The sequence below is a fragment of the Acidaminococcus sp. BV3L6 genome, from assembly GCF_000468835.1.
GTDB lineage: Bacteria > Bacillota > Negativicutes > Acidaminococcales > Acidaminococcaceae > Acidaminococcus > Acidaminococcus intestini.
Genome location: NZ_AWUR01000021.1, coordinates 19,965 through 36,232, shown reverse-complemented (window position 1 = coordinate 36,232; position 16,268 = coordinate 19,965). Strand labels below are relative to the sequence as shown.

The 16,268-nt window shown below is 39.3% G+C and carries 11 protein-coding genes and 5 pseudogenes; 3 read left to right on the top strand and 13 right to left on the bottom strand.

Features of this window, described 5'->3' with window-relative positions; all coding sequences use genetic code 11:
• Positions 1–60 precede the first annotated feature (60 nt).
• From HMPREF1246_RS04485 to HMPREF1246_RS04475, 3 genes and pseudogenes are all read right to left on the bottom strand, one after another.
• A pseudogene (locus tag HMPREF1246_RS04485) lies at positions 61–739 on the bottom strand (TetR/AcrR family transcriptional regulator).
• A 37-nt stretch (positions 740–776) separates the two neighbouring features.
• Positions 777–1,718: an AEC family transporter gene (locus tag HMPREF1246_RS04480; RefSeq protein WP_009015918.1), complete on the bottom strand. Its 942-nt coding sequence runs from the start codon at positions 1,716–1,718 to the stop codon at positions 777–779.
• A gap of 276 nt (positions 1,719–1,994) precedes the next feature.
• A complete protein-coding gene (locus HMPREF1246_RS04475; protein ID WP_014128405.1) occupies positions 1,995–2,966 on the bottom strand; it encodes an N-acetylmuramoyl-L-alanine amidase in 972 nt (323 codons plus the stop codon).
• 647 nt (positions 2,967–3,613) lie between these two features.
• Between HMPREF1246_RS04475 and HMPREF1246_RS10255 the strand changes: the two genes are divergently transcribed.
• Complete coding sequence (locus HMPREF1246_RS10255) at positions 3,614–3,853, top strand: transposase (protein ID WP_369794615.1); 240 nt, start codon at positions 3,614–3,616, stop codon at positions 3,851–3,853.
• A 395-nt stretch (positions 3,854–4,248) separates the two neighbouring features.
• On the opposite strand, the gene HMPREF1246_RS04470 is transcribed toward HMPREF1246_RS10255, so the two are convergent.
• On the bottom strand, positions 4,249–4,863 hold the full coding sequence (locus HMPREF1246_RS04470; protein WP_021736804.1) for an RloB family protein: 615 nt from the start codon (positions 4,861–4,863) through the stop codon (positions 4,249–4,251).
• Positions 4,857–6,131, bottom strand: a complete 1,275-nt coding sequence (locus HMPREF1246_RS04465; RefSeq protein ID WP_021736811.1) for an ATP/GTP-binding protein — start codon at positions 6,129–6,131, stop codon at positions 4,857–4,859. Before HMPREF1246_RS04465 ends, HMPREF1246_RS04470 begins: the two co-directional genes overlap by 7 nt.
• 139 nt (positions 6,132–6,270) lie before the next feature.
• Between HMPREF1246_RS04465 and HMPREF1246_RS04460 the strand changes: the two are divergent.
• A pseudogene (locus tag HMPREF1246_RS04460) lies at positions 6,271–6,633 on the top strand (transposase); the annotation flags it as partial.
• A 64-nt stretch (positions 6,634–6,697) separates the two neighbouring features.
• Here HMPREF1246_RS04460 and HMPREF1246_RS11085 read toward each other — a convergent pair.
• The 4 genes and pseudogenes from HMPREF1246_RS11085 to HMPREF1246_RS11080 all read right to left on the bottom strand — a co-directional run.
• The gene (locus tag HMPREF1246_RS11085; protein ID WP_231368227.1) at positions 6,698–6,850 is read right to left on the bottom strand and encodes a hypothetical protein; all 153 of its coding nucleotides are present in this window, start codon (positions 6,848–6,850) and stop codon (positions 6,698–6,700) included.
• A 55-nt stretch (positions 6,851–6,905) separates the two neighbouring features.
• Positions 6,906–7,862, bottom strand: coding sequence for a glycosyltransferase family 2 protein (locus tag HMPREF1246_RS04455; RefSeq protein WP_035224341.1), 957 nt, complete (start codon positions 7,860–7,862; stop codon positions 6,906–6,908).
• An 18-nt stretch (positions 7,863–7,880) separates the two neighbouring features.
• Positions 7,881–10,448 carry a YfhO family protein gene (locus HMPREF1246_RS04450; protein WP_021736828.1) on the bottom strand — a complete coding sequence of 856 codons (2,568 nt, stop codon included), beginning with the start codon at positions 10,446–10,448 and terminating at the stop codon, positions 7,881–7,883.
• A gap of 426 nt (positions 10,449–10,874) precedes the next feature.
• A pseudogene (locus tag HMPREF1246_RS11080) lies at positions 10,875–10,967 on the bottom strand (dTDP-4-dehydrorhamnose 3,5-epimerase); the annotation flags it as partial.
• A gap of 110 nt (positions 10,968–11,077) precedes the next feature.
• Between HMPREF1246_RS11080 and HMPREF1246_RS04445 the strand changes: the two are divergent.
• A pseudogene (locus HMPREF1246_RS04445) lies at positions 11,078–12,259 on the top strand (IS256 family transposase).
• A gap of 64 nt (positions 12,260–12,323) precedes the next feature.
• On the opposite strand, the pseudogene HMPREF1246_RS10410 reads toward HMPREF1246_RS04445, so the two are convergent.
• The 4 genes and pseudogenes from HMPREF1246_RS10410 to HMPREF1246_RS04430 all read right to left on the bottom strand — a co-directional run.
• A pseudogene (locus HMPREF1246_RS10410) lies at positions 12,324–12,752 on the bottom strand (GDP-mannose 4,6-dehydratase); the annotation flags it as partial.
• Between the two features lie 97 nt (positions 12,753–12,849).
• A complete protein-coding gene (locus tag HMPREF1246_RS10575) occupies positions 12,850–13,842 on the bottom strand; it encodes a 3'-5' exonuclease (protein WP_196800421.1) in 993 nt (330 codons plus the stop codon).
• A complete protein-coding gene (locus tag HMPREF1246_RS10570; RefSeq protein WP_051296782.1) occupies positions 13,796–14,377 on the bottom strand; it encodes a UvrD-helicase domain-containing protein in 582 nt (193 codons plus the stop codon). Before HMPREF1246_RS10570 ends, HMPREF1246_RS10575 begins: the two co-directional genes overlap by 47 nt.
• Complete coding sequence (locus tag HMPREF1246_RS04430; RefSeq protein WP_021736807.1) at positions 14,374–16,059, bottom strand: ATP-dependent endonuclease; 1,686 nt, start codon at positions 16,057–16,059, stop codon at positions 14,374–14,376. The genes HMPREF1246_RS10570 and HMPREF1246_RS04430 overlap by 4 nt, the downstream gene beginning before the upstream one ends.
• Positions 16,060–16,268: the final 209 nt, after the last annotated feature.

The window sequence follows — 16,268 nt, the reverse complement described above, 5'->3', positions numbered from 1 at the left end:
ACAAAAAAGAGGCCGTCCCGAAGGAAAGCCTCCTCTGTTGTTTCATTCGTACACCACATGCTACCCCTTTTGGTTGCAATGGCCATGAAGGAAACGATCGAGGAAAAGCTCGATCGCTTCATCCATGTTGGTTGGCGTGATAAAGCCCTGCAAAATAGTCATGGTGTAGGAAAAATAAATATTGCCGGACATGCGTTTCATGTCCCCCACCGGTTTCAGAAACTTGTCATCGACACCGCGCTGAAAGATTCTCCGCAACTGTTCCACTTCACTGCGGATGATATCAAAATACCGGCGCTGGGTCTCGATCTCAGCCAAAGAAGGGTCCTTGCCCCAACGGGTCACAACATCATAATCCTCTTTCTCATCATTCCAGATCAGCTGCCAGCCAGCCTGGGGGGACATGATTTCAAGAAGGAGAACGGACCAGAGCACAATGTTTTTATCAAGGAACAAGGTCAAGGCCCGAAAATAATGACGAAAGCGGTCTTCAAACGTAGTATACTCATACACACTGTGACGAAGGGCATCAAGAAGCACTTCATTTTTCATATGGATAAGCGTATAAAAAAGATTTTCCTTATTTATTGAAATATTTGTAAACGGTTCCCTTTCCCGTATCGGCGATTTTTACGATTTCATCGAGCGTTGCTTGGCGGTATCCTTTTTTCGAAAAAACGGCTTCTGCAGCCCGCAGGATCCGTTCGTTCTTAGGAACAAGTTTTCCTTTACTTTCCATAATATTCACTCCAATTAATCGTGATGCTTTTATTTTATTACAAAACCCCGATTTCTTTCAATACATAAACCCAAAGGAACATGGTCAGTGCCGAAAAGATCGTCGTAAAGACAAGGGCGTTGCCTGCAAGTTCCCCATCACTGTCCATCTGTTGGGCCATAGCAAAGGAAGCCACAGCACAAGGAGTAATGGTCATGGCCATAATGGACGCCAGCGGGATGCCCCTAATTCCAATCAGGATGGCTCCGCCGAGGGTGAGGAAAGGCGCAATGAGAAGACGACCCACAACACAGAAGGCCACTTCCTTGATTTCCTTAACAGCTCCGGAAAAATTGAAAGAAGCCCCGAGGACTACCAAAGCAACGGGCGTCGTACAAGCAGCCAGTTGACGCAGCGTTTTAACCGCAAGGGGTGGCAAAGGCGGCAGGAGCTTTAAGGCAAAGCCTAAAATAGCCCCAATGATCATGGGGTTTTTTATGATGCCCATAAGGATCGTCCCTGGGTGAAAACCATGACGGTTTCCACGGAACGTTTCAAGTGTAAAAACGGCAAGCACATTATAGATGGGGATAATGAACGCGGATAATAAAAGAGGCATGCCAATATGGTCCGTACCATAGATATTTTCTACAATGGGGACCCCCAAAAGCAGGAAATTGCTGCGGTAAAGGGCCTGGATCATGGCACCTCGCTTGCGATTTTCCTTCACAAAAGCGCAGGTCGAAACAAAACCAATGACATAGACCGTAAGCAGTGCGCCGATGGCATAAAAAAGCATCCTCGGATCCAGCGTATTCTTGATATCGGACCGATAGACGCTCATGAGCATATTGACCGGTAAAAGAATCTGAAAAATGAGCTTATTGAAATTGGAAATCACCGAGTCGTCAAACTTTTCCTTTTTGCGGAACCCATAGCCAACCAGCATAAAAAAAATCAGCGGTGCAACTGCCGAAAAAGCAACAATCAAGTTCTCCATAACAACGTGTCCGTCCCTCTCCCACCGCATCGGCGGATGAATTTTCTACCCTCCCTATCTTATCATAAAAGGAAGGGAAAAGAAAATTCTTCATGGTGGATTTGGGAGGGGAAAAACGGGAAGGCAAAAGACCGTAACGCACCGCCCCAAACCGCCCTACGGGAGGGGGCGGAACTTCATTCGCCCTCACACATGTTTCTCGGACTTGCGCTCCGCTCCCCCGTCCTTTTTTACTCGGAGCAAAAATCGCTCCGATTCTCCAGATCAGCGTGCCCCTCACCCCTCAAACTGTTCAATTCCTCTAGCGATTGCTTCTGCAATCTTATCAAGGAACGCATCGCTCAAAAGCATTTGTTCTTCCCTTGCATTTGTCATAAAAAGACACTCTACGAGCGCACTTGGCATCGTCGACTTGCGGTTGACATAGAGCCTTGAATCAAAAATGCCGCGGTCGGTCACATCGGCCGTCTGCATGAGCTCCTTTTGAAGCGCATCTGCCAGTTTCTTGTCATACGGAGTCTTTGGCGTGTAATACGTAGAATAACCACCGACGCTTCGATCCGTACTTGCATTGCAGTGGATGCTCAAAAATAGGTCAGATCCGGACTTTTCAGCTACATCCACCCTTGCCTGGAGCTCTTGCTGATCTGTTGCAGTCGGGCCATAGACATCCCGGTCACTATACCGAGTCAGATAAACGACCGCCCCCTTTTGTTCAAGGAGCTTCTTGACACGCAGGGCAAGCGGCAAAGTTACTTCCTTTTCCTTGAGCCCGCTTTCAAGCCCATGGGTACCAGGGTCCGAACCGCCATGACCAGGATCAAGGGTGATGCGTTTGCCCTTAAGGCCGCCTCCCACACGATATCCTCGCTCAAATACAGGGGCGACATCAATGACGATGCGGTAAGGTCGTTTTGTAGCAGGATCAGCCTTCAAAGCAAAAACCTTGAAATCAGCGCGCGTCGGATTTTCATCCGTATGAATATGAATCAGCGTGCCCTTTGGTGTCTTTTGCAAACGAACCGTTTTCACATGGGTGGATTCACGAGGATGATAAATAGGGACAATGGATGGATCCAGCGTTCCCTTAACAAAAATATGGGCCTCCCCCTCTAAAATCTTGGTCTTATATGGAAGTGCCTGATCCGATTCAATGACAACCCGCAGCTGGCCTTCCTGATTGACACCATAGGAGACTCCTTCAATATGTCCCGCTGCCTCTGCCCTACCTAAAAAACAAAATGCCATCAAAAATAAAACGATCCATTTCCTCAATTGATTCAGCTCCTAACTTGCAAATAGTTCGCATTCGCATTTTATTATAGTTAGGCAGTCCAAACCTGTCAATGAAAAAATCGAAAATCATGATCCCTATCTTGTACTGAAATCGTCCCATTTTAGTCTTTTCCCTATTTCCACATACTAAGTAAACGAAAAAAGACCAGAGAACAAAGAGAAAACGCCGGACCCAAACCGCCTCCTTACGGGGGAACGGGTCCGAATGAAACTCGCCCTCACACATGTTTCTCGACTTTCGCTCCGCTTCAAAAGCGATCTTCGAAACTCCGGGCGAATCTGCCTCACTGCCGTTCGTATGGAGACGTCACTGCCGTTCCTCATCCACCACCAAAACCGGGAAATTTTAATGATAAATGCTTATGGAAACTTCCCGGTTTCGGTCCCCCGCCCTGGTGGGGCGGATCGACTCTACGAGTCGAGCTCAGAGGCAAAACACGAAGACGGACAGTGCTTAAAAGAAGGTAATCGTTTCTTAATTTCATTGTAATCATAATCATATGGATGAAATGGTAAAAGATCCTATCGGATAAATATCACGCTATTTCAGCAAAACTAAAGAAAAGAATTCAACCTACAAAAAGCCCTGAACCGAACTCATGTCTACGTTCGGTTCAGGCCTCACGATACGGTCTTTTTGCCAGAGATCAGGAGTGACCTTATATATCTACTCCAACGGCTTTACTGAAGGCTGCAGCAATAAAACCAAGGTGTTAAAACGGATCTCATTTGGTCTGCGCAATTTTGAGCGCTTTCGTAATAGGATCTTGTACATCAATACCCGCAACGAAAAAGGACACGCACTGTCTTCAGTGCATGTCCTCTCCAGGAGTGCATAGACACTTTAGCACCCCAAAATTTGACAAAGAACCACAAAAACTCCTTCTCAAAATGAAAGCAGCACACATTCATTTTTAAGAAGGAGGAAAATCGCCAAGTACAGCGTTTATTAAAGAATGCTAATGATCACCCGTGACGCTATCAAAAACCTTCATCTTATACAGATTTCTTCACGAACTTGAAATTTCTTAAGCACTTCAATAATGTGATGCGCCAGCTTGAGCTGCGCCTTATGATTCCACAGCAACAATCTTCGGACAAGCATCCCGCATTTTCTTCGTCAAATAAAAGTCCATCTCCCCGTATCCTTTCGTAAAGGAATTTACGATATAGCATCTTCATATTTTACAAAGAAACCAGTGTATTTGTTATAACCGATTTCTACCATTTTTATTCAAGATTTCAACTTATCAACTAAGATATCAATATCAGTTTCAGGATTTTGAACATATCCTAATTGTTTCCTTGTCTCTGCATGAACTGAATGCAACTTCTTAGCATTTTTCAGAGCATCCATTTGCTTATCTTCAAGCATAGTAAAGACATCTAAATTCTTCTCGTAGTTTTTAATATAACGTTTTAGTTCTTTTATCAATTCACGATTGCTAGAGAAATACTTTGTCGTGTATTCAAAATGTAATAAGAGCCATAGCTCAAAGCATGGATTTGATATGATAACATTTACATTTTTATTTTTGCCTATTGAAATTGCTTCTTTGATCTGTTCCTTTTTATATTGCTCTGAATCAGCATCCAGCAAGACATACACCTCATCGCCATTGCGTCCAGTAATACCTTCCGTCGATGCTTCTTTATGGATGGAAGTAACCATTCCCTTAGGATCCGTACGATTATTGCGCGCAAATTTAACAATATAAGTATCCTGAAGTCGATTGAATGAATTGAAATATTTTGTTTCTGTTTTATTCTTTCCTTCAGCCCCAATAAAAATAATCTTCTTTCGTTTTCTCAGGCGCTTTCCTCTGCTTTTCTGCATAAATGCTACCATTGGAGGTCCTCCTGGTTAATAACCGGAATAGCTCCATAACGGCCTTGCAGATATCCTCTCTGGACATTTTCAGTTTTTCTTGGTGAAAATTCATCTAGGGGATAAAATGTGCTGACCGCAGATTTTCTATCTTTTTCGACAAAATAAATCTGATCGCGCCTAAATTCTTTTAAAGATAGTAAACTAACATCATGGGTTGAAAAAATAAGTTGAGCATGATTTGGATTAGTTTTTATATCATTGAAAGTTTTTAATAGGAATTTCACAAGAAGGGGATGCATACTATTATCTAGTTCATCGATGAAGATAGTTTTACCTAATTTAAGTGCTTTCCAGAAAGATATTCCATAAAAGAACATTCTTTTGGTTCCCTCTGATTCAAGTTGAAAAGGCAAACTATACGAAGAGCGATGGCCGTCTTTATCGACAACCGAATGAGATACGTTGAATTCTACTTCTTTGCCCTTATAATCCTTTAAAAGTTTTTTCATAACTTCATAGGCTTCCTCAGGCATTGCTGATTGATTGAGATTCTCAAAGTTCGTTTCTCTTACTTTGAGGACGTATCCATCTATATTAAAATCTGCCTCTTGTAATTTTTTACGTAAAAATTCTTTGCCTTCTTCATTGCCTTCTTCAAGAATTTGCATTCCATAATCGGCGATAAAGTTTGAATCAAAAACATCAATGCTCTCAGAAAACCACGTATAAGCATCTTTTGTCAGTTTGCAATTCCAACTAGTGGCTGTAGAAAGGAATAGTTTATTCGGTGAATTTTTAGAAACATAGGAGTTAAACTCATCTTCATTCTTCTTGGTAAAGCTGTACTTATTGGATTGACTGCGTTCAAATATCTTAGAAGAACGAGAAGTACGAAATTCATAAAGGTATTCATCAATAATGGCCTGATTTGTAGCTGAAAAACCATATTGGTATTTTTTACCTTTTGTAATGAATATAAAATCGAAAGAAGTCGGTTGCTTAACGGTTTTAGGATCCATTGCAAAAGGAATGATTCCACCGATAGGCCGATCAATTTGCCGGTAATTCGAATAGCGAATGGCCTTAATAGCCGTTGAAATCGCTCTAAAAAGATTGCTCTTTCCCGCCGCATTTGCTCCATAAATAGATGCAATAGGCAGAAGCTTCTCATTTTTGTGACTGATAAGGATGTCTTCATGCTCATGAACACTCGGATTAGCCAGCAAACTCAGAGTTACTTCATCCTTTATGGACATGAAATTTTTTACAGTAAATTGCAGTAACATGATCCACCTCCCAGTTCACATGCAAAAATAATCTTCTTATATAATTATATATAACACGAACCTAATTTGTCAATCTCATTGGATTTTTTGCACGTTTTATGCAAAATTTCGATTTTCAGAGTTTTTGAAATTTTAGACTCAGGAAACTAAAGCCGCAGCCCGTGAAAAGGCTGCACTGGTTGCTGAGGAGCTTCGGGAATTGAAGCTAACTGCGGAAGTGGAAGAAAGCATCGAAGAAACCTTAACAAATATGGACTATCCTAGCGAACACTGGAATCGAACCCGAACCAATAATACCACGGAACGAGTCAATCGGGAAATCAAGCGCCGTACAAGGGCGATTGGAGCTTTTCCAGATGGCCAGAGCGCTCTGATGCTGGTCTGTGCCCGGTTGTGCCATGTAGCATCAACAGACTGGGGATCCAAGAGATACCTGAATATGGACCATCTGTTTGAACTTGAATTTCAATGCCAGGCAGATGACCAGTTCACTGCCAGTTAACCCTGTACACCGACGGCTGAAAATGAATTTGCGAAAGATTATTGACACAATCTATCTTTATAATCTAAAGGGAATTTTCTCCATACTCTTCCTCATACCACTGAATCGTCTCCGCCATCCCCACATCAAAAGCTGTCTCCGGACCCCATCCCAATTCATTATGAATCTTGGAAACATCCAGGGAATAGCGCACATCGTGCCCTTTCCTATCTTCCACAAACTGAATCAAACTCTCTGTCTTATTCAAGCTTCGACAACTAAGACGAACAATTTTAAGGTTGCTGCGCTCTAGACCGCGTTCCATTCTTCATAAACTCACTGTGTTTTAAAACATACCTCGGCCGTCTCTTCGTCTCCAAATAGATTCTTCCGATGTACTCTCCCATAAGCCCCATCCCAATAAGCTGGATACCGCCGATGAACAAGATGGATACAATGAGGGACGGATACCCAGGAACAGGGTTTCCAAAAAGAAGTTTCGAGAGAATCATATAGGCGCCATACAGCAAAGCTCCTGCAGCGATGATCATTCCGATATAGAACCAGATATGAAGCAATACAGTCGAGAAGTTCGTAATCCCTTCAAGAGCTAGGTTCCATAATTTCCAACCATTGAATTTTGTTTTTCCTGCAGTTCTTTCCGCACGCTTATATGGAACGACATCAACGGTGCCGCCAACCCATGATAAAATTCCTTTCATAAATAGATTGCGTTCTGGAAGATTTTTGATTTCATCCACAATGGCTCTATCAAGAAGTCGAAAATCACCTACGTTCTCTTCTATCTTGAGATCACTGATCTTATTATTGAATTTATAGAACCATTCTGCTGTTTTCCGTTTTAAATACGAATCTGTCGTGCGGTCGATTCTTTTTGCCAGCACGACATCGGCGCCCATCTCCCAGCGCTCGATCAGTTCTGGAATGACCTCAATTGGGTCCTGCAAATCCACATCGATAGGAATAACAGCGTCGCCTGTAGCAAATGATAACCCTGCCATAAGGGCAGCTTCCTTTCCAAAGTTTCGCGTAAAAGAAAGTGGAACAACACGGGAATCTTTCCGTGCCAGCTCATATATCAAGGTTTCCGTCTGATCTTTACTTCCATCGTTGACGAAGATAAGCTCTAACTCATACGCATTCAAAGAAACATAACTAGAAATTGCTTTATAGAACACGGGAATAGCTTCTTCCTCATTATAAACAGGAACAACCAAAGATAACTTCATTATCATTTCGTCCCTTCATCATGAATTAAATAAATGCGTGTGCCGCGGTGATACGCCGATAAGGATTAGAATACTTAGAAGGGTAACTAGAATACCCTTTTTGAATCCTGGCAACTGATACGTCAATACAACATGGTTATCCCCATCCGCTAAGGGAATCGCCATGAGATAATTTTCGATAAGCTTGGGCGAAACTCTATTTCCATTCACCTTAATTTGCCACCCTTTATCGTAAGGTACAGACGTGAAAAGGAGCTTTCCCTGTTGTCCAGAAACATCCATCTCTACTTTTCCATTTTTAAAAGCATGGATCTGAGCAGCGTTGTTTTCCACTTCTTTGTATATATTTTCCCATTCTTTCAGATCCAAGTAATAGAATTGGGCATTTGCAATGACTTGATTATTTTTTTGTTTCGTATGCAACTCTACTGTCGGGAAAGCGTTTTGTGGTATGTTGAATACTGATGGTGCAAGCCATCGGGAATAACCTTGCCTAATCTGATGATTAATAAGCAGTTCGCCTTCAAGATTTCCACTTGTCGGAAGATTGCCATACAGGAGGCAGCTTCCATCAGCAGGAGTCTTTAAAGCAAAAATTATCGTATGTTCATTGCTTGAACTGATCTGATATTCCATCCGTTTATAAATAGATACCGGATGACCTAAGAGCTCACTCCATAAGAGATTTTGGTACACGAAAGGATCATTATGATAAGGGACTTTTGCTACTGCTGAAGATTTCAGAGTAAAAGCAAGAGGCATCATATACGGATTCTGATAAATTCGTTCATCGTTCAGCATGCGCCCCCACGAGACCTCTTTCAATCCCTCCAGTTGCACAGGTGATAAAATATACTTAACCCCCAACAATGAATCTGCGCTTAAAATGCTTCCTGTTGTAATATTCATATTTTCCCCGCACTGTGCATATCCCATTCGATTCAGGAAGGCCAATCCGCGATTGTCGGGACTTGAAGTATAGCTTGAAATACCGTAATAACCATATGCCAATGGTTCATTAAAATTGGCCGTAATATTCAAAGCCTGTGTATAAAATGGATGCGTCTGGTGAAGACGGTATATTTCCTTATCATTCTCCTTTATATGTTGAACTTGCTGCACGCCGTCCTGAACATAAGCTCGATACGCTAAGACATCATTATTTTTAAAAGTGTTCATTACATGCCCAGCATTAAAAGTAAGCTCAACTAAAACTAGCACAAACACTATGGCCTTATATATTCTAAAAAAGCGAGATTTTTTGTTGTACTCGGTACCATGAAGATAAAAATAACCTAGCAAGACAACAAAAATAAAACTCGACAAAAATACAAAGTATTGACTTTGACCTGGTCTAACTACACTCAGCAGAATCGTAATTGCAGGATAAATAAGCAGTAAAGCAAAATTTCTTTTATCATTTCGGAAATTAGATTTCGGCATCGAAAGATAAGAAGCTGTACAAAAAATCATAGGAATACTAAAAATAAAGGAATACCTATACCAATAACTTGTTGCCGATTTTAAAAGAGAAAACAAAAAGTAAAATGGAGCCCAATAAAAAACAAGCAAAGAAAAAGGCAGCCAATAAAGAATCCATATCCGCCTTGTCTTTCCAAAGTTTGAATCCAGATAAAAAATCAGGGCTCCAACTAACGCATAAGATCCAACAAATAATGTAACTTTTTTATTCCCGCTAATAGCTCCTGCTTGGAAACCTTGAATAAAATGGATCCGGCTTCCACTATAACTCAGGCTCAGACTATTCCAATCAATACTGCCCCGACCGGTTGCCATGATAGTAAATGCAGGAACAAGAACAAATCCAGCCAATCCTACGCCAAGACAAATTGCCGCCCCAAGTCTCCCTACAAAAATTAATACATTCCTATCAATTAACTTCCCTTCAGCCTTTTCAAAAACATACTCCCAAGTCAGCCATATGCCTGTAAAAAGCAAGACAATAAATCCCATATACCAATTAGATAGAAGTGCAACAGCTGCCCATACAGAAAAACGAGCCATCCCTCTTCCCTCAATAAGTCTGTGTCCTTCCCACAATAAAAATGGAAGGACACAGAGGGGATCTAACCACATGACGTTTTTAGCTTGCTCTAAATTATACTGCATCAAACCATAACTACAGGACAGTAATATAACGGCTAAGGATGATAAGGATCCCTTGAATCGACGTTCTATATAGTAAGCCATTGCTCCACTGCATAAAATTAGTTTAATGCAAACTAAAATATCATAAAAAGCATGTAAATCTTGCTGTTCAAAAAACACTGCAAGAAAATTAAATGGTGAAAATAAATAGTATGCTGCGACTGCCCAAGTACTGCTCCCTAGGCCTTTAGAAAAAGAATAGATAACAGATTCATTTCCAGATAAAACCCTTTTATAGAATGAGAAAAAATCCAAGTATTGAATTCTTGCATCACTTACAGCCAATGAAGCAAGACCAAATGGTGCTAAGCCCAAATGGATGTACAATAAGAAAATAATCGTCGCAGTTATCCCCATTGTCACTACTACAGTAGAAGCGCACCGCTCTTTATTAAAAAATGATTCAAAAAATTTCATAGCTGGTCTACCTCTAACACCCATACATTAAAATTACAACCAGATTTCTTGACTTTCTGTAATAAATTCTGTCACCGATTCATGAAGTATCTTCTTATAAGCCTGAATCCCTAGCTAATTAAAGGAATTGAGACCTGCCTATTGCGCCTTCATAAATTGCACCCAACATAAAGAAATAAAGAAACCCACCAACATAATAGAACATTATTTTTAAATTTGAAGTTTCACAGCTCATTCGAATTTCTAATGCCAAAGCTCTTGCATTGGAGTTGAGTGCTGAATTAAGGATTCATCCTAAAGCGAGCTAACCCCTTTCCCATTGTTTTTCACAGTTAGCGGTTATTCATTTCTCTTTTGATAGATATGAACTGAATTAGCTTATTGTTCTTCCCTTCCTGATGTTTCTTGGTTATGGGAAAACGAATTTTACTTAAACGAAAACGTATCGTTTAATCCTAGCCACATCTGATCTTTTTCACTTAACATCAGTTTTGTACCATCCTGCAGGGTATAACCTTCGATAACGTATAATATGTTTCGCAAATTCAATTTCATATAAAAATAGACATAGTCCATTGCCGTCGGTAAAATTAAGTTACCACACAAAACCCACCGAGGAGGCTATAGCTATGTCTGATAACATTATACAACTCAATGAGGATCTCATAAAGAACAATCTCAAAGATCTAGCACACAGTAGCGTCGAAGAGACCCTTAATGCTCTGCTCGATCATGAGGCTGATGAACTCGTCAACACAGAAAAGTATGAGCGTTCCGGTGACCGAAAGGGCTACCGCTCTGGTCATTATGAGAGGAACTTCTCAACCACTTTAGGTGATGTGACTCTCAGGGTTCCCAAGCTCAAGGGCATTCAGTTCCAAACTGCCATCATAGAGCGTTACAAGCGTCGTGAATGCTCCGTTGAAGAGGCATTGATCGAGATGTACTTAGCCGGTGTTTCCGTTCGCCGAGTAGAGGACATCACAGAAGCTCTTTGGGGAACCAAGGTGTCTCCGGGAACCATCAGTAGTCTCAACAAGAAAGCCTATGAACACATCGAAGAATGGCGTTCTCGAGGAGTACCTCTACGTCTACGTTGACGGTGTATAGCTAAAGCGAAGCTGGGGCGGTAAGATTCAAAACGTTTCTATTCTCGTAGCCATTGGCGTGAATCATGAAGGTTATCGAGAGATCCTGGGTACCGCCGAGGGCATGAAAGAAGACCGTGAAAGCGGGAAGGACTTCTTCGTCTGGCTCAAGGAAAGAGGCCTTAAAGGCATTCGCCTCATCATTGGAGATAAGTGCCTTGGCATGCTAGAAAGCATTCCTGAGGTCTTCCCTGATGCGCGATTTCAGCGCTGTACTGTACACTTCTACAGAAATGTATTTACCGTCACGCCCAGCACAAAGATGCGTACAGTCTCTATGATGTTGAAGACAATCCATTCTCAGGAAAGTAAAGCCGCAGCCCGTGAAAAGGCTGCACTGGTTGCTGAGAAGCTTCGGGAATTGAAGCTAACTGCGGAAGTGGAAGAAGGCATCGAAGAAACCTTAACATATATGGACTATCCTAGCGAACACTGGAATCGAATCCGAACCAACAATACCACAGAACAGTCAATCGGGAAATCAAGCGCCGTACAAGGGCGATTGGAGCTTTTCCAGATGGCCAGAGCGCTCTGATGCTGGTCTGTGCCCGGTTGCGCCATGTAGCATCAACAGACTGGGGATCCAAGAGATACCTGAATATGGACCATCTGTTTGAACTTGAATTTCAATGCCAGGCAGATGACCAGTTCACTGCCAGTTAACCCTGTACACCGACGGTTGAAAATGAATTTGCGAAAGATTATTGACACAATCTATCTTTATAATCTAAAGGGCATTTTCTCCATACTCTTCCTCATACCACTGAATCGTCTTTGCCATCCCCACATCAAATGCTGTCTCCGGACTCCATCCCAATTCATTACGGATCTTAGAAATATCCAGGAAATAGCGCACATCGTGCCCTTTCCTATCTTCCACAAACTGAATCAAACTCTCTGGCTTATTCAAGGTTCGACAAATAAGATGAACAATTTCGAGGTTGCTGCGTTCCTCCCCTGCCCCAACGTTATAGATTTCTCCTACCCGTCCATGCTGGAGAATCATATCGATAGCCCGGCAATGATCATCAACGTAAAGCCAATCACGTACATTGCTGCCATCGCCATATAGGGGAAGTCGCTTATCCTTGAAGGATTACTGGATCATATGGGAAATTAATTTCTCCGCATGCTGGAACCTGCAATAATTATTGGAGCTGCATTGGAGCTGTGGCTGATTAGATAAATTATTCCTTTAATAAAATAAATAAGATAGCACTGCAAAAAAAATAATAATTAAACTAATGTAGAGCTTACATCTCTATTACTGTCATTAAATCCTGTGGTAACACACCTGATCTTTGAAATATTGCAGTTAAATTATTTCTAAATCTGTCACTACGCCACGCATTATAATCTGTAATATTAACAATTATGAGTTTTGATTTAGCACGTGTTACTGCAACATAGTGGTTGTAAATGTCATCTTCTTTTTCTAATCCATAGTCACCAGCAAATATAATTACCTGGTCAAATTCCAATCCTTTTGATGAATGAAATGTTATAGAAATATTTTGCAGTTTATCCATATAAAAAGCTGCATGATACTCTTCTTCCCTTATTGTTTTTATCATGTCTCTGATATGTTTTTCTGACGTTGTAGTATAGCCAAAATGTTTTGCGATTTCAATTACTTCTCTAATAACATCTTCATCATTTTCATTTTTTAAGGCATATTCAATAGACTTGAGCATTCTAGTAAGATAGTTAGTAACGAGTCTATCCCCTATTGACTCTTCAGGAATTTCATTCATCAAGTCATAGACAGAATATTTTTTTAGAATAAAATACTGTGCAATTGCATTGTATAGCCAAGCTACATCTGTTGTAATTTCTGAAATTGGTGTTTTAGGTACATAAGTAAAATGAGTTCCAGCCTGTTCTAATTCTTTTGCCCCTGTTTTCGCGTCATCGTTCTTAAATCTTAACAATGCACAACTTTTTTCATTATTGAGCAGCGAATATACCTGATTAGCCCACTTTTTTGAAGTAGTTTTTAATAATATGATTGCTGAATTGTCAAGTTCAGGGCTATAAAGGCTTTGAGTGTCTTCATTTAACAAATTAGAGTAATTTTGTATTTGACGACAAGAACGATAATTTTCCCTCAATTTGTTCTTACTAAAATTTGGCATATCCAGAATACTTCTAAATGCCTGAGGATAAGCTCCCCGCCATATATAAATAGATTGTTTCTCATCACCTACCACAAATAAATGAATATCTAATTGTTTGCATAAGTACATAAAAAAATTGATGCATCGCATAGTCACAATCTTGATATTCGTCAATATAAATTTTAAAATACTTAGCCTTTAAAAAAAGCCTGCACGCCTTAGAATTTTTTATTATTTCTAAAGCCAATTCAAACACGAAATTTTTCTTGTTATCAGTATACGAGCATATTGTTTGTTGATTTTTTAAGTAAGAAAGGCATTCATCAAAGTCTTCTCCTCTTATAGAATAATCTGTACTTATATTTTCCTTGAATCCACTCCCAAATACGTCCTTCGCAAAGGGCTTTATTACTTCTTCAATTGCAAAACTATTATTCGTTCCTATAAAATTGTCTTTCACTTCACTTTTAAGCCTGTCTTTTATTTCTTTTGCGGCTTTAACTGTAAAAGTAATGGCTGCAATAATTTTATGTGTATGATTACGCTTGAGGTCCTCTGCAATCTTAGCGACCATTGTGTGAGTCTTCCCTGTACCCGCACTAGCCCTAACAACCATATTGCCAGGAGTATCTATAATCTCTTGTTGAACCTTTGAAATACTCATTTGCAAATTTCCTCCAGGCATGCGAAATTGTAGTGTTTAAATATTTTATTACAGTCTTCAGGACTTAGTTTATTGACAAGTTCAATCATATTATATTTTTTATGTTTTTTTAGATAAGAAATAACATCACCATTCGCATTTGGTAAATAAACAATTAGTTTATCATGCAAAACTTCATCCAAGTCCTCTTCCAAACTAACCTTGGATAAATATATATGTTTTTCAGTTCTAATCTCGTCAAGCACTTTTTTATTCAAGTCATATAATCTTCGTTTAACTTCAATCTCATTTCCATCAACAGCATCTGTCGGTAAGAGATCTTGTTCAAGTATATGATTAAGTCTAAAAAAGCCAATCGGGCTATAACTTGAATCCTGTCCTGTGGTCCGCAAATCATTATCTGTTTTAATAAAGTAAGGTATGTTAAGTTTAGCTAAAACGCTGATGTAAGGTTTAAAATCAATACCATTTGTAACCAAAATAAATATACCATTAACCTGATAAAACGGTTTTAGAGTCGATAAAACTTTGTCAAAAAGTATCTCTTCTGATGGACCTTCGACCAATAATACTCGATCAGCAAAAATCGCCTCAATAAGACCTTTATTTAACTGTTTTTTTAATGTTTTAAATTCTTGAGGAACAGTATAAAAGGAGCTTGCGGAATTTATTTTTGTTTCATTATAAACTCTTACAAGATTCACGTTATCCATATCCATTAAAACATATGAAGAATGTGTGGTTAGAAAAACGTACTTGTATTTACTTTCTACAAAAATCCTGTGCGACAATGCCATCTGCATGGATCGATGCAGATGGTTTTCAGGTTCTTCTATAAGAAATAGATTTATTTTCTTTTCTTCTTTTTGTTTTGCTAAGATATCGTATATTGAATATACCAGTAATTTTTTACGTCCCTCTCCAGATGTCGGATAAAGATCTTCACTCCCTTTTTCCTTTATGTAAGGAACAACATTTGAATATATACCATTAACAGCAAGTTCTGATTTAACTGAAATCTCAATTTCATCATTCCTAAAATTATTATATTTTGGATTTACTAGTTTTTCAAAATTTTTAATTCCAGATAATGATGATATTTTATCATTTAATTTATTTACCAATTTTTCAATATCTTTTACTGAAGTTTCATCATCAATATCATCATTTTTAAGAAGAATAGCAGTATTTTTTCTAAAAAGATTGTATAAATTTACATATGCATCAATATATACCACATTAAAAACATTATCGATTTCAGAAGTATATCCTTTAAGAGGTATTTCTTGAAGATCATCCAAATTACCGCCCCAATAAAGCAAAGGAGTTCCTTGCATTTCGGCGGCATTATATTCAGCAAACAGCTTAATATATACTATATCCTGATCACTCAACAATGCGCCTTTTACTTTTGCACGTATTTTTTCACTATCAGGATCCGTTATATCACTAATATCTATTTGTACAATAATCTCAATAGGGACATCTGTATTCTTTTTATAAAAATCAGTTTCAATGAATTCTTGCTTTCTGACATCCCTATCAAATACATATCTCAATGCATAAAGAAAATTTGTTTTTCCTACATCATTCATTCCAAAAAAGACATTTTTATTGTCTAATTTTATAGTAATATTTTCAAAGTTACGGAAATTTTTAATTGAGATTTCACTGAATTTCAATTTTTAGTACCATGATGTTTATCAAAGAATCATCATTTTTTCCTTTCATTATGGGTATTTTTATAAGAACACAGGATTAAAGTGCATCAAGCAGTTTTAATGCGCTATGATCATTAATTTATTAGTTATAATGCATCATTGACCTACATATTAACTTTAGACAGGAAAACATGCAATCATAAGAAATTTAATATTTTTTCGATAGAATA